Source organism: Aeribacillus sp. FSL K6-2848 (assembly GCF_038004325.1).
GTDB classification, from domain to species: domain Bacteria; phylum Bacillota; class Bacilli; order Bacillales; family Aeribacillaceae; genus Aeribacillus; species Aeribacillus composti.
The window spans coordinates 3,029,287-3,052,554 of the sequence record NZ_JBBOQQ010000001.1 but is presented as its reverse complement, the minus strand read 5'-3'; the positions used below and the strand labels follow the sequence as shown (position 1 = coordinate 3,052,554).

General features: G+C 40.3%; 18 protein-coding genes, 1 other RNA gene and 2 other annotated features (1 of these 21 only partly in view). Of the genes, 16 read left to right on the top strand and 3 right to left on the bottom strand.

The window, feature by feature from the left end; all coding sequences use genetic code 11:
• Positions 1-293: 293 nt before the first annotated feature.
• A complete protein-coding gene (locus NSS70_RS14745) occupies positions 294-1,514 on the bottom strand; it encodes an IS110 family transposase (RefSeq protein ID WP_063388609.1) in 1,221 nt (406 codons plus the stop codon).
• A gap of 525 nt (positions 1,515-2,039) precedes the next feature.
• On the opposite strand from NSS70_RS14745, the gene recJ reads away from it, so the two are divergent.
• The 4 genes from recJ to dtd all read left to right on the top strand — a co-directional run bounded on the left by recJ (position 2,040) and on the right by dtd (position 7,815).
• Positions 2,040-4,418 carry a single-stranded-DNA-specific exonuclease RecJ gene (gene recJ / locus NSS70_RS14740; RefSeq protein WP_339196921.1) on the top strand — a complete coding sequence of 793 codons (2,379 nt, stop codon included), beginning with the start codon at positions 2,040-2,042 and terminating at the stop codon, positions 4,416-4,418.
• 20 nt (positions 4,419-4,438) lie between these two features.
• Complete coding sequence (locus NSS70_RS14735) at positions 4,439-4,951, top strand: adenine phosphoribosyltransferase (RefSeq protein WP_063387979.1); 513 nt, start codon at positions 4,439-4,441, stop codon at positions 4,949-4,951.
• 224 nt (positions 4,952-5,175) lie between these two features.
• Positions 5,176-7,359, top strand: coding sequence for a RelA/SpoT family protein (locus NSS70_RS14730; protein WP_063387980.1), 2,184 nt, complete (start codon positions 5,176-5,178; stop codon positions 7,357-7,359).
• A gap of 15 nt (positions 7,360-7,374) precedes the next feature.
• A complete protein-coding gene (dtd, locus tag NSS70_RS14725; protein ID WP_063387981.1) occupies positions 7,375-7,815 on the top strand; it encodes a D-aminoacyl-tRNA deacylase in 441 nt (146 codons plus the stop codon).
• Between the two features lie 31 nt (positions 7,816-7,846).
• On the opposite strand, the gene NSS70_RS14720 is transcribed toward dtd, so the two are convergent.
• Complete coding sequence (locus NSS70_RS14720; protein WP_339196918.1) at positions 7,847-9,532, bottom strand: SH3 domain-containing protein; 1,686 nt, start codon at positions 9,530-9,532, stop codon at positions 7,847-7,849.
• 138 nt (positions 9,533-9,670) lie between these two features.
• Between NSS70_RS14720 and NSS70_RS14715 the strand changes: the two genes are divergently transcribed.
• The 5 genes from NSS70_RS14715 to NSS70_RS14695 all read left to right on the top strand — a co-directional run bounded on the left by NSS70_RS14715 (position 9,671) and on the right by NSS70_RS14695 (position 14,306).
• A complete protein-coding gene (locus NSS70_RS14715) occupies positions 9,671-9,838 on the top strand; it encodes a hypothetical protein (RefSeq protein ID WP_158640147.1) in 168 nt (55 codons plus the stop codon).
• 59 nt (positions 9,839-9,897) lie between these two features.
• Positions 9,898-10,116 (top strand) — a binding site (T-box leader).
• A gap of 61 nt (positions 10,117-10,177) precedes the next feature.
• Entirely contained in the window at positions 10,178-11,446 is a 1,269-nt protein-coding gene (gene hisS, locus NSS70_RS14710; RefSeq protein WP_339196916.1) for a histidine--tRNA ligase, read from the top strand.
• A 15-nt stretch (positions 11,447-11,461) separates the two neighbouring features.
• Positions 11,462-13,237, top strand: coding sequence for an aspartate--tRNA ligase (gene aspS, locus NSS70_RS14705; protein WP_066250519.1), 1,776 nt, complete (start codon positions 11,462-11,464; stop codon positions 13,235-13,237).
• 66 nt (positions 13,238-13,303) lie between these two features.
• A non-coding RNA gene (gene ssrS, locus NSS70_RS14700) (6S RNA) lies at positions 13,304-13,496 on the top strand.
• Between the two features lie 42 nt (positions 13,497-13,538).
• Positions 13,539-14,306, top strand: a complete 768-nt coding sequence (locus tag NSS70_RS14695; protein ID WP_063387985.1) for a tRNA threonylcarbamoyladenosine dehydratase — start codon at positions 13,539-13,541, stop codon at positions 14,304-14,306.
• Positions 14,307-14,438: 132 nt separating this feature from the next.
• On the opposite strand, the gene NSS70_RS14690 is transcribed toward NSS70_RS14695, so the two are convergent.
• Complete coding sequence (locus NSS70_RS14690; RefSeq protein WP_339196914.1) at positions 14,439-15,716, bottom strand: replication-associated recombination protein A; 1,278 nt, start codon at positions 15,714-15,716, stop codon at positions 14,439-14,441.
• Positions 15,717-15,851: 135 nt separating this feature from the next.
• Here NSS70_RS14690 and cymR point away from each other — a divergent pair, with 135 nt between their 5' ends.
• The 7 genes from cymR to NSS70_RS14655 all read left to right on the top strand — a co-directional run bounded on the left by cymR (position 15,852) and on the right by NSS70_RS14655 (position 23,217).
• Positions 15,852-16,271, top strand: coding sequence for a cysteine metabolism transcriptional regulator CymR (gene cymR / locus NSS70_RS14685; protein ID WP_063387987.1), 420 nt, complete (start codon positions 15,852-15,854; stop codon positions 16,269-16,271).
• A gap of 18 nt (positions 16,272-16,289) precedes the next feature.
• On the top strand, positions 16,290-17,435 hold the full coding sequence (locus tag NSS70_RS14680) for a cysteine desulfurase family protein (protein ID WP_130158149.1): 1,146 nt from the start codon (positions 16,290-16,292) through the stop codon (positions 17,433-17,435).
• 15 nt (positions 17,436-17,450) lie between these two features.
• A complete protein-coding gene (gene mnmA, locus NSS70_RS14675; RefSeq protein WP_340881846.1) occupies positions 17,451-18,566 on the top strand; it encodes a tRNA 2-thiouridine(34) synthase MnmA in 1,116 nt (371 codons plus the stop codon).
• Positions 18,567-18,647: 81 nt separating this feature from the next.
• The gene (locus NSS70_RS14670; RefSeq protein ID WP_063388167.1) at positions 18,648-19,301 is read left to right on the top strand and encodes a tetratricopeptide repeat protein; all 654 of its coding nucleotides are present in this window, start codon (positions 18,648-18,650) and stop codon (positions 19,299-19,301) included.
• A 21-nt stretch (positions 19,302-19,322) separates the two neighbouring features.
• The gene (gene recD2, locus NSS70_RS14665) at positions 19,323-21,698 is read left to right on the top strand and encodes an SF1B family DNA helicase RecD2 (protein WP_327848040.1); all 2,376 of its coding nucleotides are present in this window, start codon (positions 19,323-19,325) and stop codon (positions 21,696-21,698) included.
• A gap of 199 nt (positions 21,699-21,897) precedes the next feature.
• The gene (locus NSS70_RS14660) at positions 21,898-22,083 is read left to right on the top strand and encodes a hypothetical protein (protein ID WP_094246265.1); all 186 of its coding nucleotides are present in this window, start codon (positions 21,898-21,900) and stop codon (positions 22,081-22,083) included.
• Positions 22,084-22,155: 72 nt separating this feature from the next.
• The gene (locus tag NSS70_RS14655) at positions 22,156-23,217 is read left to right on the top strand and encodes an AI-2E family transporter (RefSeq protein ID WP_339196906.1); all 1,062 of its coding nucleotides are present in this window, start codon (positions 22,156-22,158) and stop codon (positions 23,215-23,217) included.
• Positions 23,218-23,266: 49 nt separating this feature from the next.
• Positions 23,267-23,268 (top strand) — a binding site (T-box leader) (it continues 205 nt past the right edge of the window).

Here is a 23,268-nt window from a genome sequence, read left to right as displayed (position 1 = left end):
TTAGGGGCTGTCTTTGAAAGTCAAATCGCCATTGAAAACAAAAAATCATAAACACCGATATATCAACATTTCTAAAACATTAATGGGAGCGTCAATAAGCCGTAAAAACGACTTATTAGACATCCCCTTCTTACCTCTAGTCAAGTATTTTTTATTAAATAATTTGGTTAATATAGATTTTATTTTGGAAGGAAGGGGGACCCCTTCCTTCCAAAATAAATTTTCGCATGACAAATAGACCTCACGATTTCCATTTTTTTCGTCAGGTCTTTGTGATATAATCTTACTTACGATTACTGATGCATTGTTGCCTTTTCGTAATCGTATTTCAGATTATGTGTGATAAGGTGATAAGCCGATTTCAAGAACTTATTCACGCATGCTATGGACGCAACTTTATGAGGTTTCCTCTGGGGTTGCGTTTTTAATTTATCATAATAATCTACAATATGATTTTGTGTGTTTTTCCGTAGTTGGATCATGGTCTGGATCATGTAAAATAGAATCTTTCTAAGTTTGTTATTTCCTCTTTTATTAATCTTGTCTTTATAAAAGGTATTCCCAGATTGATATCTCATAATATCAATACCGACGTAAGCATTCAGTTGTTTATGGTTTTTGAATCGTCGAATATCTCCTAATTCTCCAATTAAACGAACTGCAGTCGTTTCTCCGATTCCTGGAAATGAAATTAAAATCTGATACTCTTGTTTATCTTTCGATAATTTAACCATCTTTTGGACAAGTTGATCTCTTTTCTCCTTCAAGTCTGCAATCCGTTTGGCATAATCCCGCACTTGTTCACAGCGAATATCATCTTTTGAAATTGCTGGATACGCTTCTTTTGCTGCTTCGATTAAAGCGATCCCTTTTTCTTCAGCACGTGCCAATGATAAGTTTTTTCTTGTGTTGGCTTTTAAACGATTACGAATCACTGTTTTTGAACAAACTAACACATGATCCGGATGAGGGTATAATTGAACGACATTCAAAAATAAAGCAGAACGTTTACTGAATAGCTTTTCTAACTCGGGAAAACTCAATTGTAGAATCGCATGTAAACGACTATATAAATGCGTCATTTCACTACTTAATTCATCATAATATCTCGTCATTGCACGCATTTGTTTATAATATTCCCCTTCTTGATAAGTTTGTTCACGTTCAACTCTAAAGTGAGTTTTCGCAAGTTCATGAGCGTCGCTTTTATCTGTTTTTTGTCTCCTCATTGAAGCCATTTGAATATTCGCTTCGAGTGGGTTAACTCGATAATACATATAACCTTGATCACCTAAGAATCGTTCTAGTGGTTTTGAATATACGCCTGTTGCTTCAAAGACAATATCAGGTGCCTGTGCATCTTTTTGTGTTAAAGATATAAGGGTTTCGTTTAATTTCTCGAAAGAGTAGCGGTTATGGGTTATTTCACCCTCATATTCGCATTGACGATAACGGTCATAAATGACCATTGTACTTTTCCCCATACTGACATCAAATGCCACTACGTGTTTCATATTTTCTGCCTCTCCTTTTTAGCCAAACATAGAAGTTCTTCACATTGCCTTATTGATTCCATTTTCTTATACACGGTCTCTTCGGACCCAACATACTAAACTGATTCAAATAAGGATGTGAAGTTGGTCTGTTTTTAATACGGACTCTATTTGGTCCCAGGGGATGTTCGACCTTCCTTCACTTCTACTATAAAAAAATAGTAGCACAAACCTTGGCCTAGGTCTGTACTACTAATGTTAGTATGTTTCTTATGCTCTCTTTCTTCATTACGTTCTCCAAAAGTTTTATGACGGACATTCAGTGCATACAATTTATTCCAGTTGGACTTCATTGCTTCTATGAAGGACATTTACAAATTTTATTCGATTATTTTTGTCCTTCACAATGTATTTCTCCAAACTCCTTCATTTTAGGAACTCATCGGACAGCCCCTCTCTTTCTTATGAAGAAACATAACCTTAAAAATAGTGTTTGAAAACATTTCATTTCGTTCTGTATAATAGGAGAAGTTGAGGGGTGAAATCATGCTGAGATCTAAATTTCGTTGGAATCGTTTATATAGGGATGAGTCCAACGAAGAGGCTGTTCGAGCATTAATCGACTCTTTGAATATTACATATTTGACTGCTCGATTACTTGTGAATCGCGGCATTCAAAATGTTGAAGAAGCAAAAGAGTTTTTACATATAAAGGAACCTTCATTTCATGATCCTTTTTTGTTGGATGGGATGGAGCGGGCATGTGAGCGTATTTTTGCAGCAATCCGCGCTGGTGAAAAGATTGTCGTATACGGTGATTATGATGCGGACGGCGTTTCCAGCACTGCCGTCCTGTTGACGGCATTAAAGGAATTGGGGGCAAACGTCGATTTTTACATACCGAATCGATTTTCAGAAGGATACGGGCCAAACGAACATGCTTTCCGAATGATTCATGAAAAAGGATGCAGGCTGATTATAACAGTTGATACCGGCATCGCGGCAATCAATGAAGCGGATTTAGCCAAAAGGCTTGGAATCGACCTCATTATCACAGACCATCATGAACCGGGGCCTGTTTTGCCTGATGCGTATGCGATCATTCATCCGAAATTGCCAAATTCAACATATCCTTTTAAGGAGCTGGCAGGTGTAGGCGTTGCTTTTAAAATGGCCCATGCCCTTTATGGAAAGGTTCCAGAATCTCTGATAGAGATCGCAGCCATTGGAACAATTGCTGATTTAGTACCTCTATACGGAGAAAATCGGCTTCTTGCGAAAAAAGGGATTGAAAAATTAAAAACGACGACAAGACCTGGCATAAATTCGCTTCTTTCCATTGCTGGAGTGGACAAATCTTCCGTAAATGAGGAAACGATAGGATTTGTTTTAGGACCGAGAATTAATGCGGCAGGGAGGCTGCAAGAAGCCGATCCTGCCGTTGAATTGTTGTTGACAGATGATAAAGAAAAAGCTGATATGCTTGCTAAGGAAATCGATCAATTAAATAAGCAAAGGCAGAAGCTTGTACAAGAGATAACGGACGAAGCGATTAAGGAAATTGAGAAAAATTTTCCAATCGAAGACAATCCTGTTTTAGTCGTCGCAAAAGAAAACTGGAATTCTGGAGTGATCGGAATCGTTGCTTCCAGATTGGTCGAAAAATTTTACCGTCCTGCCATCGTGTTGAGCATTGATCGTGAGACAGGTCTTGCCAAAGGGTCTGCGCGAAGCATTCAAGGGTTTGATCTATTTAAAAACTTATCGGAATGCAGGGAGCTTCTCCCTCATTTTGGAGGCCATACGATGGCTGCTGGCATGACGCTGAAAGCAGAGCATATTGACGAGCTGCGCCAAAAAATGATCGATCTTGCAAATAGTCAGCTTTCAGATGAAGATTTTATTCCCGTAAAAAACATTGAATGTGCCTGTTCATTGGAGCATGTCACAATAAAAGCAGTCGAAGAGCTGGAGAAGCTTGCCCCTTTCGGAGTCGATAATCCGAAGCCGCTCTTTTTACTAGAGAATGTCAATGCGGCAGATGTTAGAAAAATTGGGGTAAACGGAAATCATTTGAAAATGAAGATTGAGGAGAAGGAATTTGAATTAGATGTCGTCGGCTTTGGACAGGGAGAATTGGCAGAAGAAATATCTCCTTTCGCAAACGTTTCTATTGTCGGTGAGCTTGCGATCAACGAATGGAATTATGTAAAAAAGCCGCAGCTATTGCTTCAAGACCTTGCCGTGCCAGCGTGGCAGCTTTTTGATTGGCGAGGTTCAAGAGGAACGGAGGCTTTGCTCTCTAAACTTCCTGCTGAAAAACGATTGCTGATCGCCTTTCATGAAGAATCTATAAAATTATATAAAGATCAACCGTACATTCATGAAATTCATATAATATCAGAAATAAAGGATTACAAAAATATAGATGTTTCCAATAAGTATGTTGTATTTCTCGATATGCCCCAGGCAATCGAATTTCTTGTTTCAGCATTTGAGCAAGGAATTCCTGAAAGAATTTATGCTATTTTTTATCAGCATGCAGACCACTTTTTTCAAACAATGCCGACAAGAGAGCATTTTAAATGGTATTACGCATTCTTAACGAAAAAAAGTTCTTTCGATTACAAAAAATATGGGGAAGATTTAGCCAAATACCGTGGCTGGACAAAAGAAACGATCTTTTTTATGACAAAGGTGTTTTTTGAACTTGAATTTGTTACAATAAACAATGGTGTGATTACATTAAACAAAAAGGTGAAAAAACGGGATTTATCAGAATCCGGAACATATCAGCAGAAGCTGGATCAAATGAAACTGGAACAGCAGCTTCTCTATTCTTCTTATCAAGAACTGAAGGAATGGTTTGAAAAGGCAGTCTTGAAACGAGATGCCGATAAATTTTTACAAGTTCATGAATGGTAAACAACCGAGGAGGACGAGTGATGGATTTAAAAAAATACGTGACAATTGTTGAAGATTTTCCAAAACCGGGCATTTCTTTTAAAGATATCACAACATTAATGGACAACGGGGAAGCATTTAAATATGCAACAGACCAAATTGTTCAATATGCGCGTGAAAAGAAGATTGATATTGTTGTCGGTCCAGAAGCAAGAGGGTTTATCATCGGCTGCCCAGTTGCTTACTCTCTCGGAGTTGGTTTTGCACCTGTTCGAAAAGAAGGCAAGCTTCCGCGCGAAACGATCAAGGTGGAATACGGGCTTGAGTACGGAAAAGATGCATTAACCATTCATAAAGATGCGATTAAGCCTGGCCAGCGAGTGTTAATAACCGATGATTTGCTGGCGACTGGAGGGACGATTGAAGCTACCATTAAATTAGTGGAACAGCTTGGCGGAGAGGTTGCCGGCATTGCCTTTTTAATTGAATTGTCTTATCTTGAGGGCAGAAAAAGGCTTGAAGGCTATGATATATTAGCATTGATTAAATATTAATCGGCGCAAATCTATAAATGAAGCACTCTTAATGGGTGCTTTTTTTTAAAACAATAAAATGAAAAACTTTAGAAGTTGTAATATTTTCCATCCACTCACAAAATAGCTGCAGCAGCTCTATTTTTTTTACCCCTTTTCAAAAGGATCGTATTCTTCTCTTTACATGTTTGTTAATTTTATTTAATAATAAAAACAATAACGTATATACAATTAAAGGTGATCCCATGGCAAACGAACAAATGTTGACAGCTGAACAGATCTTCGAAAAAGCGGAAAAGTATCTTCCGCCTGATGATATAGAGTTTATAAAAAAAGCATACGAGTTTGCAAAAAACGCCCATCATGGGCAATATCGAAAATCAGGCGAACCATATATTATGCATCCGGTGCAGGTTGCCGGGATTCTAGTAGATTTGGAGCTGGATCCTACAACGATTGCCGGCGGCTTTTTACATGATGTTGTGGAAGATACGGATGTGACATTAGACGAGCTTCGACAAGAATTTAACGATGAAGTCGCTATGCTTGTGGATGGAGTAACAAAGCTGGGAAAAATTAAATATAAATCAAAAGAAGAGCAGCAGGCGGAGAATCACCGGAAAATGTTTGTCGCTATGGCGAAGGACATTCGGGTCATTTTAATTAAACTGGCAGACCGTCTTCACAATATGCGTACGTTAAAACATTTGCCGCAGGAAAAGCAGCGAAGAATCGCCAATGAAACGTTGGAAATATTTGCTCCTCTCGCCCATCGCCTCGGAATCTCAAAAATCAAATGGGAACTTGAAGATACAGCCTTGCGGTATTTAAATCCGCAGCAATACTACCGAATTGTCAATTTGATGAAAAAGAAACGTGCAGAACGGGAAAAGTATGTTGAAGAGGTAATTGAAGATTTAAAGAAGCGAATTGAAGAAGTAAAGATAAAGGCAGAGCTGTACGGCCGGCCGAAGCATATTTATTCCATTTATCGAAAAATGGTTCTCCAAAATAAACAATTTAACGAAATATATGATTTGCTGGCTGTGCGAATTATTGTGAACAGCATAAAAGACTGCTACGCAGTGCTTGGCATCATTCACACATGCTGGAAGCCGATGCCTGGCAGATTTAAAGATTATATTGCAATGCCGAAAACAAACATGTATCAATCCATTCACACGACTGTCATCGGTCCGAAGGGGGATCCCCTTGAGGTTCAAATTCGCACATACGAAATGCATGCGATCGCTGAATACGGGATTGCTGCCCATTGGGCTTATAAAGAAGGAAAAAGCATTACATCTTTTGATAAAAAACTGAGCTGGTTTAGAGAAATATTGGAGTTTCAAAACGATTCTTCCAACGCCGAAGAATTTATGGAGGCATTGAAAGTTGATCTGTTCTCTGACATGGTGTTTGTATTTACTCCAAAAGGAGATGTCATTGAGCTTCCCGCCGGGTCGATTCCGATTGATTTCGCCTACAGAATTCATTCTGAAATAGGCAATAAGACGATCGGAGCAAAAGTAAACGGAAAAATAGTGCCTCTTGATTATAAATTAAAAACCGGAGATATAGTGGAAATATTGACGTCGAAGCATTCTTACGGTCCGAGCCAAGATTGGCTTAAATTGACGCAGACCTCTCAAGCGAAAAATAAAATTCGCCAATTTTTCAAAAAGCAGCGCCGAGAGGAGAATGTTGAAAAAGGAAAAGAATTAATTGAAAAAGAAATTAAAGCGATGGATTTTGATGTGAAAGAAGTCCTTACTCAGGAAAATATAAAACGTGTCGCGGAAAAATTTAATTTTTCAAATGAGGACGATATGTATGCGGCGGTTGGCTTCAACGGCATTACTGCTTTACAGGTTGCAAACCGCCTAGTCGAAAAAATTCGCAAACAGCGGGATATAGAAGAGCAGGAAAAATTGATGGAAAAGGTGGTTCAACAAGGTGCAAGGCGGCCGAAGCGCCGTGATGCAGGAGTGTCTGTAAAGGGTATTGATAATTTGTTAATCAGGCTTTCCCGCTGCTGCAACCCAGTCCCTGGCGATGATATTGTCGGATTTATTACAAAAGGAAGAGGGGTATCTGTTCACCGGTCTGATTGTCCAAATGTCAATAAAGAGGATGCAAAAGACAGGTTAATTGAAGTGGAATGGGAAAATCAGCTGGACGGCCGGAAGGAATACAATGTGGAAATTGAGATTTTAGGTTTTGACCGGCGCGGCTTATTAAATGAAGTGCTCCAGTCTGTAACAGAGACGAAGACAAACATTACGACAATTTCGGGAAGAACGGACCGTAACAAAGTAGCGAACATCCATTTAGGAATTTCGATTCAAAATGTCAGCCATCTTCAAAAAGTTGTGGATCGGATCAAGCAAATACCGGATGTATATTCAGTGCGGAGAATTATGAATTAAGAAAGGAAATACATGATGAAAGTTGTAGTACAACGAGCAAGGAATGCAAATGTCAAAGTAGATGGACAAGTTGTTGGTTCGATTGAGTTCGGTTTAATGGTGCTAGTCGGTGTTACACACGAGGATACGGAAAAAGATGCAGAGTTTTTAGCGGATAAAGTGGCCAATTTGCGCATATTTGAGGATGAAGAAGGGAAAATGAATTTATCTCTTTTAGATGTTGGGGGCGAAGTTTTATCCGTCTCCCAATTTACTCTGTACGGCGATTGCCGGAAAGGAAGAAGGCCAAATTTTATGCAAGCAGCCAAACCGGATATTGCTGAAAAACTATATGAATCTTTCAACGACAAACTGAGAGAAAAAGGCGTACGTGTTGAAACGGGTTCTTTCGGAGCGATGATGGCTGTTGAATTTACAAACGTTGGCCCAGTAACATTGATTATCGAAAGCAAATAAAAAAATCGTGAGCGAGCTGCTCACGATTTTTTTATGAGTTTACATATTTGACGACCGCTTTATAAATCGCTTGTGAGATTTTTTCTTGGTAAGCGTTTGTGCTGACTGTCCACTCTTCCATAGGATTGCTCAAAAAACCTAGTTCAAGCAAAGCAGCAGGACGTTTATTTTCACGCAGCACAAAATAATTTCCAAATTGAACACCGCGGTTTCTTAAATTGACATGCCTCACCATCTCTTTGTGAATTACATTTGCTAATGCTTTATCCTTTGCAGAATTGTAATAAAAAGTTGTGATTCCATTTGCGCTTGGAATGATTGAGCTATTATAATGGATGCTCACAAAGGCGTTTGCGTTGTTTTTTACAGAAATTCCTACACGGGATTGCAGGCTGATATATGTATCGTCGCTTCTAGTTAAAACTGCATTTACACCTGCTCTTTTTAATTTGTTGTACACAAGTTTAGCTGTTTTTAAGGTTAAATGTTTTTCCAGCGTCCCTCTGACACCGATCGTCCCGCTGTCATAGCCTCCGTGGCCCGGATCGATAATGACTTTTTTACCGTTTGACGGTATGCTTGTCCCTTTATTGGAATTGTTTTCGCTTGTTGTTGTGACGACCCAGCTTGCTACATAAGCTGTTTGACCGTTTCGGAGCTGAATTTTATACCAATTATTATAAATCCCTACAATTGGAAAAGTCTGCCCTTTGTTTCCTCTTTGAACAATTTTTGCAGAAGTGGAAGGTGCACTGCGCAAATTTGTTCCGTCGTATAAAAGGACAACTGATTGAGCGCCGTTTGTTTTCTTTGAGCCAGCTTCGATATATCTTTTGGATGCCCAGCCTGTTTTGTTTTTCGCATATCTAATTTGATACCAATCTCCGTTTGCACCTATGATTTCTACCTCTGTTCCTTTTTTAATGGTACCGACAATTTTTGAGTGTAAAGACGGACCGCTTCTAACATTTAACGAACTGGCTGTAATCCTTCCTTTTTGCGGGGAAGTGCTGCTGCTTTTAGCTGCTGCTTTGGTAATATATTGCTTCGACACCCACCCCGTCACATTGTTGTAGCGAATGTTATACCAATTGCCTTGTTCCGAAATGATTTCAACTTTCATGTTTTTTGTCAGCTTGCCGGTAATTGATGATTGTGCATTTGGTTTTGAACGAACATTTAATATAGTGGCTGTAACCGTACCGAGGCTATGCTTCTGATTCGAAGGAGTTTTGCTTGCTGCTGGAGCTACATATGCAGAAGAGACCCATCCTTGCCGGCCATTATAGGAAATTTTCACCCATTTCCCCTGTTTCATCAACACATGCGCTTTTTCCCCTTTAGGAAACTGTCCAACAACTTTATAGTTTGTCCCGGGGCCAGAACGGATTCTTAACCCGGTAGTCGTAGAAACGACATAATCCTTTTTTTGAAGCTCGGTTTCTACTGAAAGAAGCCAATCGGCTACCCACCCGGAAGAGCCCTGTTTTAATTGAATTTTCACCCAATCTCCTTTCCTTGCGACAATCGGGTATTTTTCACCGTACCGAACGCTTTTCATTACGGGATAGCTTAAACCGGGACCTGTCCGGACATTTACTTTATCTTGCTTAATGACTGCATTTTGCGTATCCGCTTGGGCTGAATGAAAAACTGGAGCGGTAGAAGTAAAAAGCAGTGAAAGCAACAGAACGATTAAAAAGCATTTTTTTCGCAATGGCCATGCTCCTTTCACATTCATGCAAAAAACTATTTCTATTTTATTTCGGCATTTCCTTTTTTACATTGAGTATTTTTTCATTTTTTTGCGGGAAGACTAAGACGCAAATTCTGATGAAAAAGAAAGGGGAAAAATATGCGGTCCAGTGAAAAACATTCTTTCTCCGCATCAATTTTTCATGACCAGTTTGGTATTTCTTTCAGTGATCGTACGATGCAGGATATTTTAATAGAGGTTTCGTTTGAGCATGGTTTAAATCAAGAGGAGGCGAAAAAGCTCCGTGATCGGCTCAGCCGTTCTTGACATGACACAGTATTGTTCGTATGATAATATAAAATTCTAGATTTAAAAATAACGTACATAAACAACCGATGACGGAGACAAGTAGCTGGGATGCACATGGACAGAGAGGAAAGGCCTTAGGCTGAAAGCCTTTCCCCATGATCGCTTAGTGAAGAACACTCCGGAGGTTTTCCTCTGAAAGGTGTAAAAGTAGGAGGAAACGTAAATAGGCGTTAACTTTTAAGTGGAAGCATTGCTTCAATTAGGGTGGCACCACGGGAGACTCTCCCGTCCCTACGGGAATCGTCAGGGGACGGGTTTTTTTATGGAATTTATTTTATAAGTGGAGGAGAATCGACAATGGCTTTTCAAATCCCGCGAGGTACACAGGATATTTTGCCGTCGGAGGCTTCAAGATGGCAATATGTTGAGAAAAAAGCTAGGGAAATATGCCGTCTTTATCGCTTTCAGGAAATTCGAACCCCCATTTTTGAACATACGGAATTATTTCAAAGGGGTGTAGGCGAATCAACCGATATTGTCCAAAAAGAAATGTACACTTTTTCCGACAGGAAAGGAAGAAGTTTAACATTAAGACCGGAAGGAACGGCAGCAGTCGTCCGCGCTTTTGTTGAAAAGAAAATGTACGCAGATCCGAACCAGCCTGTAAAGCTTTTTTACATCGGTCCGATGTTTCGGTATGAAAGACCGCAATCAGGGCGTTTTCGGCAATTTGTTCAATTCGGTGTGGAGGCTCTCGGCTCGGACGACCCTGCGCTGGATGCTGAAGTTATTTCTTTGGCGATGGCGTTTTATCAATCGCTCGGCTTAAAAAAATTGAAGCTTGTCATTAACAGTTTGGGAGATCAAGAGAGCAGAGCTGCACATCGTGCTGCTTTAGTCAACCATTTTAAGCCGAGAATTGGAGAATTTTGCTCTGATTGCCAAAAGCGGCTTGAGCAAAATCCGTTAAGAATACTTGATTGTAAACAAGACCGCGAGCATGAATTGATGAAAAGCGCCCCTTCCATCATTGACTTTTTAAACTATGAATCAAAGCAATATTTTGATCAAGTGTTAAAATATTTAACGGAGCTTGGCATTGAGTATGAAATCGATCCAAATCTCGTCCGCGGATTGGATTATTATAACCATACAGCATTTGAAATCATGAGCAATGCGGAAGGGTTTGGGGCGATTACGACTTTATGCGGCGGCGGAAGATATAACGGCTTGGTCGAAGAAGCCGGAGGGCCAAGCACGCCGGGGATCGGCTTTGCTTTAAGCATTGAACGCCTGTTAGCAGCAATTGATGCTGAAAACATCGCTCTTCCGATTGAAAAAGGTCTAGATTGTTATATTGTGGCACTGGGAGATCGGGCGAAGGAACGGTCGGTATCTCTATTGCAGGAAATGCGGAAAGCCGGCATTTCTGCAGACAAAGATTATGAAAATAAGAAAATGAAAGCACAACTGAAGCAAGCGGACAGGCTTCAAGCCAAATTTGTCATCATCATAGGTGATGAGGAATTAGAAAAAGGGGTGGCGAACGTAAAAAACATGGCAACAGGCGAACAAGATGCGGTGGCATTTGAACGACTTGCAGAGTATATAAAAGAGAGAAAGTAAAGGAGAGTATGTAGGATGTTTGGACGTTCGTATTATTGTGGAGAAATTTCCGAAAAAGCAATCGGCGAAAAGGTCGTTTTAAAAGGATGGGTGCAAAGACGCCGCGATTTAGGAGGACTTATTTTTATCGACTTGCGCGACCGGACAGGAGTTGTCCAAATTGTTTTTAATCCTGAAGTTTCAAAGGAAGCGTTAGAAATAGCTGAGAAAATCCGCAGCGAGTATGTATTGGACATTGAAGGCGAAGTGGTGAAAAGATCGGAAGAGACGATTAATCCGAACATTCGAACAGGAAAAGTGGAAGTGGTTGTTCAATCGGTAACCATTTTAAACAGCGCCAAAACTCCTCCTTTTTCACTTGCGGATCAAAAAGCGGACATTTCGGAAGAGGTTCGTTTAAAATACCGTTATTTAGATTTGCGCCGTCCAGTCATGTTTGAAACGTTAAAAATGCGGCATCAAATTACGAGAGCGATTCGCAACTTTTTGGATGAAAATGGATTTATTGATGTGGAAACCCCCATTTTAACAAAAAGCACACCGGAAGGAGCACGGGACTATCTTGTCCCTTCTCGCGTCCATGAGGGGGAATTTTATGCGCTCCCGCAATCGCCGCAAATATTCAAACAGCTTCTAATGGTTTCAGGATTTGATAAATATTATCAAATTGCAAGATGCTTCCGCGATGAGGATTTGCGCGCAGACAGACAGCCGGAATTTACCCAAATAGATATAGAAACTTCTTTTATGAGCCAAGAAGATATTATGAATCTAACCGAAAAGATGATGGCTCATGTGTTAAAAGAAGTGAAAGGAATCGAGCTTACTCTTCCATTCCAACGCATGCCATATGATGAGGCGATGGCGCGCTTTGGGTCGGACAAGCCGGACGTTCGATTCGGCCTGGAGCTTGTTGATGTATCTGAAATTGTGAAAAACTCCGCTTTCAAAGTTTTCAGTCAAGCAGTTGCAGGTGGAGGGCAAGTAAAGCTAATCAATGTAAAAGGAAAAAAAGACGAATTTTCACGCAAAGATCTAGATGCTCTCCAAGAGTATGTTCACAATTATGGAGCGAAAGGTTTGGCTTGGCTTAAAGTAGAAGAAAATGAAGTAAAAGGCCCAATTGCAAAATTTCTATCAGAAAATGAACAAAATAGTATTTTGCAAGCAGCTGAAGGACAGAATGGAGACTTGCTTCTGTTTGTTGCCGACAAGCCGAATGTTGTTGCTGATTCGTTGGGGGCTCTCAGATTAAAACTAGGAAAAGATTTAGGGCTGATCGAAGAAGATAAACTTGAATTTTTATGGATTACGGATTGGCCGCTCGTTGAATATAATGAAGAAGACGGCCGCTATTATGCATTGCATCATCCGTTTACTATGCCGTTTCGTGAGGACTTGGAGTACTTTGAGAAAGACCCTCTCAAAATGCGGGCTCAAGCATATGACTTAGTGTTAAATGGATATGAACTTGGCGGAGGGTCGATTCGGATTTTTGAAAAAGACGTTCAAGAAAAGATGTTCAAACTTCTTGGTTTTACAGAGGAACAAGCAAGAGAACAGTTCGGATTTTTGCTGGAAGCCTTCGAATACGGTACGCCGCCGCATGGTGGAATTGCACTAGGATTGGATCGGATTGTAATGCTTTTGGCAGGAAGAACAAATTTACGGGATACGATTGCCTTTCCGAAAACAGCAAGTGCGAGCTGTTTGTTAACGGAGGCACCAAGCCAAGTAAGCAAAGAGCAATTGGATGAACTGCATCTTGAAGTGAAACATAGCTCAAGGTAATAATTTCCATTATTTGTTTTTTATCTTGAAATCTCATGCTAATTATGATATTCTTTATTCAAAATTTAAGTCCTGATGTGTGCGTCGTACACCTAGTTTTGACCGAACAACGATTTAAATGGGAGCCCGGAGTTTCTAAAGTGAGTAAATGCCTCATATGCATATGGCACGAGGACTTACAAAGCTTTAGAACAGGGCACCCACCTGCTGAGAGCGGGTTCAAAACGAAGGAAACGGCGACGGCACAATTGGGACTTTTTTAGTTTGTACACTGAATTTTGACAAATTGGAGTGATTTTTTTTGCTTCATCAGTTTTCCCGAAATGAACTAGCGATTGGAAAAGAAGGTTTACATAAATTGAAAAACAGCTCCGTAGCCGTTTTAGGGGTTGGCGGAGTTGGATCTTTTGCCGTCGAAGCTCTTGCACGATCAGGCATCGGGCGATTGATTTTGATCGATAAAGATGATGTCGATATTACGAATATTAACCGGCAAATCCATGCGCTTTTGTCGACAGTTGGAAAACCGAAAGTGGATTTAATGAAAGCAAGAATTGCTGACATTAATCCGGATTGTGAAGTAATTGCATTAAAAATGTTTTACACGGAAGAGACGTATGAAGACTTTTTTAAGCTAAACCCTGACTATGTGATTGACGCCAGCGATACGATCAGCTATAAAATTCATTTAATGAAGGAATGCCTGAAACGGAATATTCCTATTATTTCAAGCATGGGGGCAGCCAACAAAACGGATCCAACCCGTTTCCGAGTAGCAGATATTTCAAAAACACATACAGATCCGATTGCCAAAGTGATTCGAACGAAACTGCGAAAAGAAGGGATCCGAAAGGGAATTCAAGTCGTATTTTCTGATGAACGCCCTGTTGTTATTAGAGAAGATGTCAGAAAAGAAGTCGGCAATAACGAATCAACGATCCGCAAAGCAAAAATGCCCCCGTCATCAAATGCCTTTGTGCCATCCGTAGCCGGATTGATTATGGCTGGTCATGTGATTAATGAATTGCTGAAGGATATAAAAATTTATCGTGTCGGCGACGACGATTAAAAAATGGGGGTGTCAAATAAGCCGTTTTTCGGCTTATTGACGCCCCCTTTTATTTACGTTTTCCATGGGGTTTTGACATTTTGGACAATCCTATTTATATTTCCAAGATGACGCGGACATGACCGCAGCTTCCTATTCGTCCTTTTCTTTTTTCTTTTTCTCGATATTTTCATATATTTGCGCTAAAGCCTGCTCGAATTTGCCCGTTCTTTTTGGCTTGTAATATTTTTTATGCTTGATGGGGTCAGGCAAATATTGCTGGTTTACCCAGCCTGATTCATAATCGTGCGGATATAAATAGTTCACTCCTCTGCCAAGCTGCTTTGCTCCTTTATAATGAGCATCCCGCAAGTGGGAAGGGACCTCGCCTGTCACGCCTGAGCGAATGTCGGCTAAAGCTGCATCAATCGCTTTATAAGCAGAGTTTGATTTAGGGGATAAACATAGTTCAATCACCGCATTGGCCAAAGGGATGCGTGCTTCGGGAAAACCGATGCGCTCAGCTGCTTCTATAGCCGAAAGAGTTCTAGGTCCCGCTTGCGGATTCGCAAGACCAATATCTTCATAGGCGATGACCGTTAAACGCCTTGCAATCGAAGAAAGATCCCCTGCCTCAATTAATCTGGCCAAATAGTGAAGCGCTGCGTTTACATCGGACCCGCGAATAGACTTTTGAAAAGCAGATAAAACATCGTAATGATGATCTCCGTCTTTATCGTGGGAAAAGCTCTTTTTTTGCATGCACTCTTCAGCAATTTCAACCGTAATGCAAATGTTCCTATTCTCATCTTCCTTTGTTGATAAAACGGCGAGTTCCAATCCATTTAACGCCGCACGCACATCTCCGCCGGAGCTTTCGGCAAAATGTCTTAGAGCTTCGTCGCTGATTTGAACAGGAAAGTCGCTCAGTCCTCTTGGGTCTGTAAGAGCTCTTTTCAGGGCAATCATAATGTCATCTGGAGAAAGAGGGTGCAATTCGAAAATTTGACAGCGGCTCCGAATCGCCGGGTTAATGGCATGATACGGATTGCTTGTCGTTGCACCGATTAAAATAATCATGCCGTTTTCTAAATATGGAAGCAAAAAATCTTGTTTCCCTTTATCAAGTCTGTGCACTTCATCTAAAATGAGAATGATTTGCCCTGACATTTTTGCTTCTTCTACAACAATTTCCATATCTTTTTTATTGTGGACAACCGCATTCAGCTTTCGAAAAGGCGTGTTAGTGCTGCCTGCTATTGCTGTTGCAATAGATGTTTTTCCGATTCCAGGAGGTCCGTATAAAATCATCGAGCTTAAATATTTAGCTCGCACCATTCGTTCAATAATCTTTCCTTTTCCAACTAAATGTTCTTGTCCAATAATATCTTCTATTTTGGTTGGACGCATTCTATACGCTAAAGGTTCCATTTTATCGCTCCCAAATAAAAATCATATCATCTCATTTACCCACTAATAAAATAATATGCTATAATGTCTAAAGTTTAAAGTAGAACCAAGATGGTGAAAATCTTGAAAAAAACTAAAAAATAGGAGTGTAGAAACGTGAGAATTTCAACGAAAGGACGCTATGGTTTAACGATTATGATTGAATTGGCGCGAAAGTACGGAGAAGGACCGACATCTTTGAAAAGTATTGCACAATCTCATGATTTATCAGAGCATTATTTGGAACAATTAATTGCTCCTCTCCGCAATGCCGGACTTGTCAAAAGCATTCGCGGAGCTTATGGCGGATATATTTTAGCGAACGATCCGTCCAAAATAACGGCTGGTGACGTTATCCGTGTGTTGGAAGGACCGATCACCCCTGTTGAAGGAATTGAAGATGAACCGCCTGCTCAAAGGCATCTATGGTTAAAAATCCGCGATGCGGTGAAGGACGTTCTTGACAACACGACACTTGATGATTTAGCAAGCCATACAGGAGATAATGAGCAGGACGCTTACATGTTTTACATTTAAAGTCGGGAGGAATTAACTTTGGAACGGATATATTTGGATCATGCGGCAACATCGCCAGTCCATCCCGCAGTTTTGGATAAAATGACAACCTTTATGAAGGATTATTTCGGCAATCCGTCTAGCATCCATTCTTTTGGCAGAGAAAGCAGACGAGAAGTGGATGAGGCTCGAGAGCTCCTTGCCAAAAGTATTCATGCAGATCCAAAAGAAATCATATTTACAAGCGGAGGAACAGAAGCAGATAATTTAGCGGTGATTGGAACAGCGCTTGCTAATAAAGAAAAAGGAAACCATATTATCACAACAGAAATTGAGCATCCGGCTGTCCTCCAATCTTGCCGCTATCTAGAAAAAAACGGATTTCACGTTACGTATTTGCCTGTCAATCAATCGGGAGTTATTTCTGTCGATGATCTTAAAAAAGCTTTAAAAGATGAAACGATTCTTGTCACAGTCATGTATGGAAATAATGAAGTAGGTGCCTTACAGCCTATTTCAGAAATAGGAAGCTTATTACAAAACCATCAAGCGTATTTTCATACCGATGCAGTTCAAGCATACGGACTCGTTCCAATTGATGTTCGCGAGCTGAATGTCGATCTGCTGTCGGTTTCCGGTCATAAAATAAATGGGCCGAAAGGGATCGGTTTTTTATATGCAAAAGCTGGGGTGAAATTCACTCCGCGCATGCATGGCGGTGAGCAGGAATTGAAGAGAAGAGCCGGAACGGAAAATGTTCCAGCGATTATCGGGTTTGCAGAAAGCGCAAAAATTGCAGAACAAACAAGAAAGGAAAAAACAGAGCAATATGTGCATTTTAAACAAATCATGATCGATGTGTTTGAACAAGAGGGCATTTCCTTCGCTGTGAACGGCTCGATTGACAACAGCCTGCCTCATATATTAAACGTTTTCTTTCCGGGAACAAATGTTGAATCGCTTCTTGTCAACCTCGATTTGGCGGGAATTGCGGCATCAAGCGGCTCAGCTTGTACAGCAGGATCAGTTGAACCGTCGCATGTGCTCGTTTCAATGTTTGGCAAAAATTCAAAAGAAATAACTTCATCGGTTCGATTCAGCTTCGGCTTAGGAAATACGGAAGCACAAATTGAATCGGCTGCCAAAAAAACAGCCGAGATTGTTAAAAGGTTAACGTCAAAATAGAAAGAGGTGAGAGAGATGGAAAAGGCGCCGCATGAAACAAGAGTCGTAGTCGGGATGTCTGGCGGAGTAGATTCATCTGTAACTGCTTTGCTCCTAAAAGAACAAGGGTACGAAGTCATCGGGGTCTTTATGAAAAATTGGGATGATACGGATGAAAACGGCGTATGTACGGCAACGCAAGATTATGATGATGTAATCCGTGTATGCAATCAGCTTGGGATTCCTTATTATGCAGTGAATTTCGAAAAAGAGTATTGGGATAAAGTGTTCACTTACTTTTTAGAGGAATATAAAGCTGGAAGAACGCCAAATCCCGATGTCATGTGCAATAAAGAAATTAAATTTAAAGCTTTTTTGGAGCATGCTGCTGACTTAGGCGCGGACTATATCGCAACAGGCCATTATGCACGGGTGGAATACCGCGATGGTGTGTACAAATTGCTCAGAGGAAAGGATCCAAACAAAGATCAAACGTATTTTTTGAATCAGCTGAATCAGAAGCAGCTGTCAAAGGTCATGTTCCCCATCGGGCATCTTGAAAAAAAAGAAGTTAGAGAAATTGCGGAAAAAGCAAACTTGGCAACAGCAAAGAAAAAAGATTCAACAGGCATCTGCTTTATTGGCGAGCGGAACTTTAAAGAATTTTTAAGCCAGTATTTACCTGCTCAACCCGGCAAAATGGAGACGTTGTCTGGTGAGGTAAAAGGGAAGCATGACGGGCTTATGTATTATACGATCGGTCAACGCCATGGACTCGGAATAGGAGGAAATGGCGATCCTTGGTTTGTGGTTGGAAAAAATTTAAAAAATAATATTTTATATGTTGAACAAGGATTTCATAATGAACATTTATATTCAGACTCCATTATCGCAACAAATGTAAACTGGATAACCGGTGTAAAACCAACAGATGAGCTTGTTTGCACCGCAAAATTTCGCTACCGCCAGCCTGATCAGCCAGTAAAAGTGAAAATGATCGGTGATCAAACTGCACAAATTTCGTTTGAACAGCCGGTCCGTGCCGTTACACCAGGACAAGCTGTCGTTTTTTATAATGGAGAGGAATGTCTGGGAGGCGGCATTATCGATAAAGTATTTCGCAACGGCGAAAAACTGTGGTATGTCGGTTAAAGAGTTAAGCTGTACCGATCGGAATGAGATTTGTTAACTTGGCGCAGCCTCTTTGCCTTTGGATGTGAAAGGATGAAATGGATGCATAAAAATCAACTGGCTTTAGAAGCAATAAAAGAAGGGAAATGGGAAGAAGCAGCGAAATATTTTGCAGAAGCATTGGAAGAAAATCCAAACGACCCTGTGTTATACGTAAATTTTGGGAATTTGCTTGCCTCTTCAGGTGATGCAGAAAGAGCATTGAAATTTTATGAAAAGGCGATTGAGATTGATAAAGGGACGGCTACTGCGTATTACGGCATTGGAACCGTTCATTATAATGCGGGAGATTATCATAAAGCGAAAACATTTTTTGATCAGGCGGAAAAGTATGGGCTTGCTCATAAAGATGTCTATTTTATGCTTGGAATGTCTCTTTACCAGCTTGAACAGCCCCGTCTTGCACTTCCGTATTTTTTGCGGGCGGTTGAGCTGGATGAACAAGACGCCAGCGCTCACTTTCAATATGGTTTATGTTTAGCACAAGCAGGCCACATTCAAGAAGCAAAAAAAGAGTTTGAAAAAACGATCGACCTCGATCAACATCACGCAGATGCTTATTATAATTTAGGTGTTGCGTACGCATTTGAAGAAAATAGAGAAGAAGCTTTAAAAATGTTTGATATGGCGCTTTCCATTCAACCGGATCATTTGCTTGCGGGCAACGGGAAAAGGCTGTTAGAAGAAATGATTTAAACGAAATTAGGAGGAAAGAGGATGGGCGGTCAACAGGAGAGTTTGTTTCATGAGGAAAGTACTCCTTTTGTTCGCGGAGTCATTAAACATATTGTGTTCCAGAATGAGCAAAATTTTTATACTGTTATTAAAGTGAAAATTGAAGAGACGAATGAACAGTTTGAGCAAGATCAAGTGACCGTGACGGGTTTTTTTCCTCTTCTCCAATTACATGACAGCTATACGTTTTTTGGCGCGAAAAAATACCATCCAAAATTCGGCGTACAATTTCAAGCCGAGCGTTTTCAAAAGGAGCTTCCAACTACGAAAGAAGGAGTTATTCAATATTTATCAAGCGGGCTTTTTAAAGGAATCGGCAAAAAAACAGCGGAAGCGATCGTGAATGAACTGGGCGAACATGCGATTTCGATTATTTTGGAGGATCCCGATTCATTAAAAAGAGTGAAGAAGCTTTCAAAGGAAAAAGCCAAAATACTGGCTGAAACACTGAAGGAACATCAAGGTTTAGAAGGGGTTTTAATCGGATTAAATCAGCTTGGCATTGGGCCTGCACTTGGGATGAAAATTTATCAGCTGTATCGGGAGGATACGCTTAAAATCATTCAAAAAAACCCATATCAATTGGTGGAAGATATTGAAGGGATCGGCTTTATTCGAGCGGATGAAATTGGGAGAGAGCTTGGGATCTCCGGCAATCATCCCGACCGGCTGAAGGCGGCTTGTTTGTTCACTATTGAACAAGATGCTGTAAAAGAAGGACATGTATATGTTACAAAAGTTCAGCTGATGGAAAAAGCGAAAAAATTGCTCACCCAAAATGGAGAAGACATATCTGATCAGGATATTGAAAGAATCATTCTTGAATTGGAAGAAGATCGAAAAATTATCGTCGAGGAAGATCGAATTTATTTACCCTCTCTTTACTATGCTGAAGTGGGACTTGCCAATAACATTGAAGAAATTTTAACCCAAAACCAATTTCAAGATATGTTTCCTGAATCAGAATTTTTGCTGGAGTTAGGAAAACTGGAAGAAAAAATGAATGTTCAGTATGCCCCCTCTCAAAAAGAAGCCATTCAGCGGGCTATTCATTCGCCGATTCTTTTGCTGACCGGCGGGCCTGGAACGGGAAAAACAACCGTTATCAAAGGCATCGTTGAAATTTATGCGAACCTCCACGGCCTTTCATTGAACCCAAAAGAATATCAAAAGAAGGAAGAGCCGTTTCCCATTGTACTGGTGGCACCTACCGGACGAGCTGCAAAAAGAATGGCAGAAGCAACCGGTCTTCCTGCCGTCACAATCCACCGCCTTTTAGGATGGAATGGTTCAGAAGGATTTGAACACAATGAGGATCATCCGATTTCTGGAAAGCTTCTGATTGTTGATGAAGTATCAATGGTTGATATTTGGCTCATGCATCAATTGTTTAAATCGCTTCCTTCGGACATACAAATTGTTCTTGTCGGAGACGAACACCAGCTTCCGTCCGTTGGACCCGGCCAAGTGCTTCGCGATTTGATTCAATCCGGACGAATCCCAGTTGTTACGCTGACAGATATTTATAGACAAGCAGAAGGATCTACAATTATTGATTTGGCCCATTCAATCCGCCAAGGAACTCTTCCAGCGAACCTTTTGCAAACGACACAAGACAGATCGTTTATTCCTTGTACAACATCACAAATAAAAGAAGTTATAACGAGAGTAATTGAGAACGCTTTGAAAAAAGGATATTCTGCGAAGGATATACAGGTGTTGGCACCGATGTACAGAGGGATTGCCGGCATTGATCAGTTGAATGAAATGCTTCAGGAAATGTTAAACCCCCCTTCAAAAGAAAAAAGAGAGATCAAGCATGGCAACGTTATTTACCGAATCGGGGACAAAGTGCTGCAGCTCGTCAATCAGCCTGATCAAAACGTGTTTAATGGCGATATTGGGGAGATTGTTTCTATTTTTTACGCAAAAGAAAATGTCGAAAAAGAAGATATGGTGGTCATTTCTTACGACGGTATCGAAGTAACCTATACGAAGCAAGATTTTAATCAGTTTACTCATGCTTACTGCTGCTCCATCCATAAAGCGCAGGGAAGCGAATTTCCGATTGTCATTTTTCCGGTAGTAAAAGGCTACTTTCGGATGTTGAGAAGAAATTTGATTTATACAGCTGTTACAAGGAGCAAGCAATTTTTAATTATGTGCGGAGAATGGGAAGCGTTAAAAATGGGAGTATACAACAATCAGGAGTCGATGAGGCAGACAACCTTAAAAGAGAGGCTGAAAACGTCTGAACTTGCCGAGCTGAAAGAGGAGCTTCCTTTTCCACTAGAAGATGCCAACATTGGGATGGAGAACATCACTCCATATGATTTTATGGAAGAGGGCGAAGGATAATAAATTTGTTCCTTTCCATAAGATCGATAACGATTGACAGATGATGCTACAAACAGGGGACAAATTGTTTAAGCATAAAAAAGCATGCTTTATAGAGACGTATAATTTTTTGGAAAATGGTAACAAATAGTAGTGTGCATAGCGAGAATATACCGGATTAATAAATAATTAAATAAATGAATAAAGAAGGTGTCCCTGTTTGTTAACATGTCCGAATTGTAAAAGCAAAGATATTGGAAAAATCGGAGTCAATCAGTATTATTGTTGGCATTGTTTTATTGAGCTTACCGTTACAAAAGGTATTATTCACACACATCAAGTAGAAGAAGACGGAACACTAAGTTCTTTAGATGACTTGTTTCCTGAAGAAGATCGTGCGATTTGAGGCGCCTAAAATGGGCGCCTTCATGCATATTTTCGTGAGCATTCCTCAAAATAAAAAGAGGAGGGATGCGGGATGAATGAGCGAGAGCGGAAATGGCTTTTCCGAATCATTTTTTTTCTCATTTTATCATTGTTTGTATATATGGTTCTTCAGCTAAAAGTCATTTGGTTTCCTATTTTCAAAATGTTAAAAGCTGTTTTAATTCCTTTTATGCTTTCCGTCTTCATTACCTACTTGCTTCATCCCGTAGTGGAAAAACTTTACCGTTCAGGTGTTCCAAGAACATGTTCGATTCTCATCATCTATTTTATTTTTTTCGGAGGAGTCGGTTTTAGCTCTTATAAAGGTGTCCCAATTTTTGTTGAACAAATGAAAGACCTTTCCGAAAATATCCCTATGTTTACAAAATATTACCAAAGCTGGACGGATAAAATTCATGACGGAACAACCAATTTACCTGGAGAAATTCATCATCGAATTGAATCTTTTATTGCTGGAATGGAAACATCCGTCGCTGCCTTTCTTGAACGGATGCTTTCAAGCATGAAGTCAATTATTGATTATGCTGTTATTATTGGTGTCATTCCCTTTCTCGTTTTTTATATGTTGAAAGATTATGAGAAAATGAAAAAGGCCATTTGGTACTTCACCCCGAAGAAATGGAGACGTGAAGGGAGACGTTTTTTAGAAAACGTCGATGAGTCGCTCGGAAGTTATTTGCGGGGGCAACTATTTGTTTGTTTTCTGATCGGGCTGGCGGCTTCGATTTTGTTTTGGCTGTTTAAAATTAAATATCCGTTAATTTTAGGGACGATTATCGGAATGACCAATATTATTCCTTATTTCGGTCCATTTATCGGGGCGGTTCCTGCTTTGATGGTCGCTGCAACGCTCTCCATTAACAAAATAATTGTAGTGCTTTTCATCATTTTTGGGCTGCAATTTATTGAAAGTAATATTCTTGGCCCTTTCATCGTTGGGAAAAGCCTGCATATGCATCCGATGGTGATTATTATGGCGCTCTTGGCGGGCGGAGAAATCGGCGGAGTGATCGGTTTAATTTTAGCTGTGCCTTTTATCACTGTTCTGAAAGAGATATTGCTGCATATCATCCGTCTGAGGAAAGCGCATTGACAAGCGATTTTTCCTTGTCTATAATTCGTGATAGACATGGAATAAGTGCAT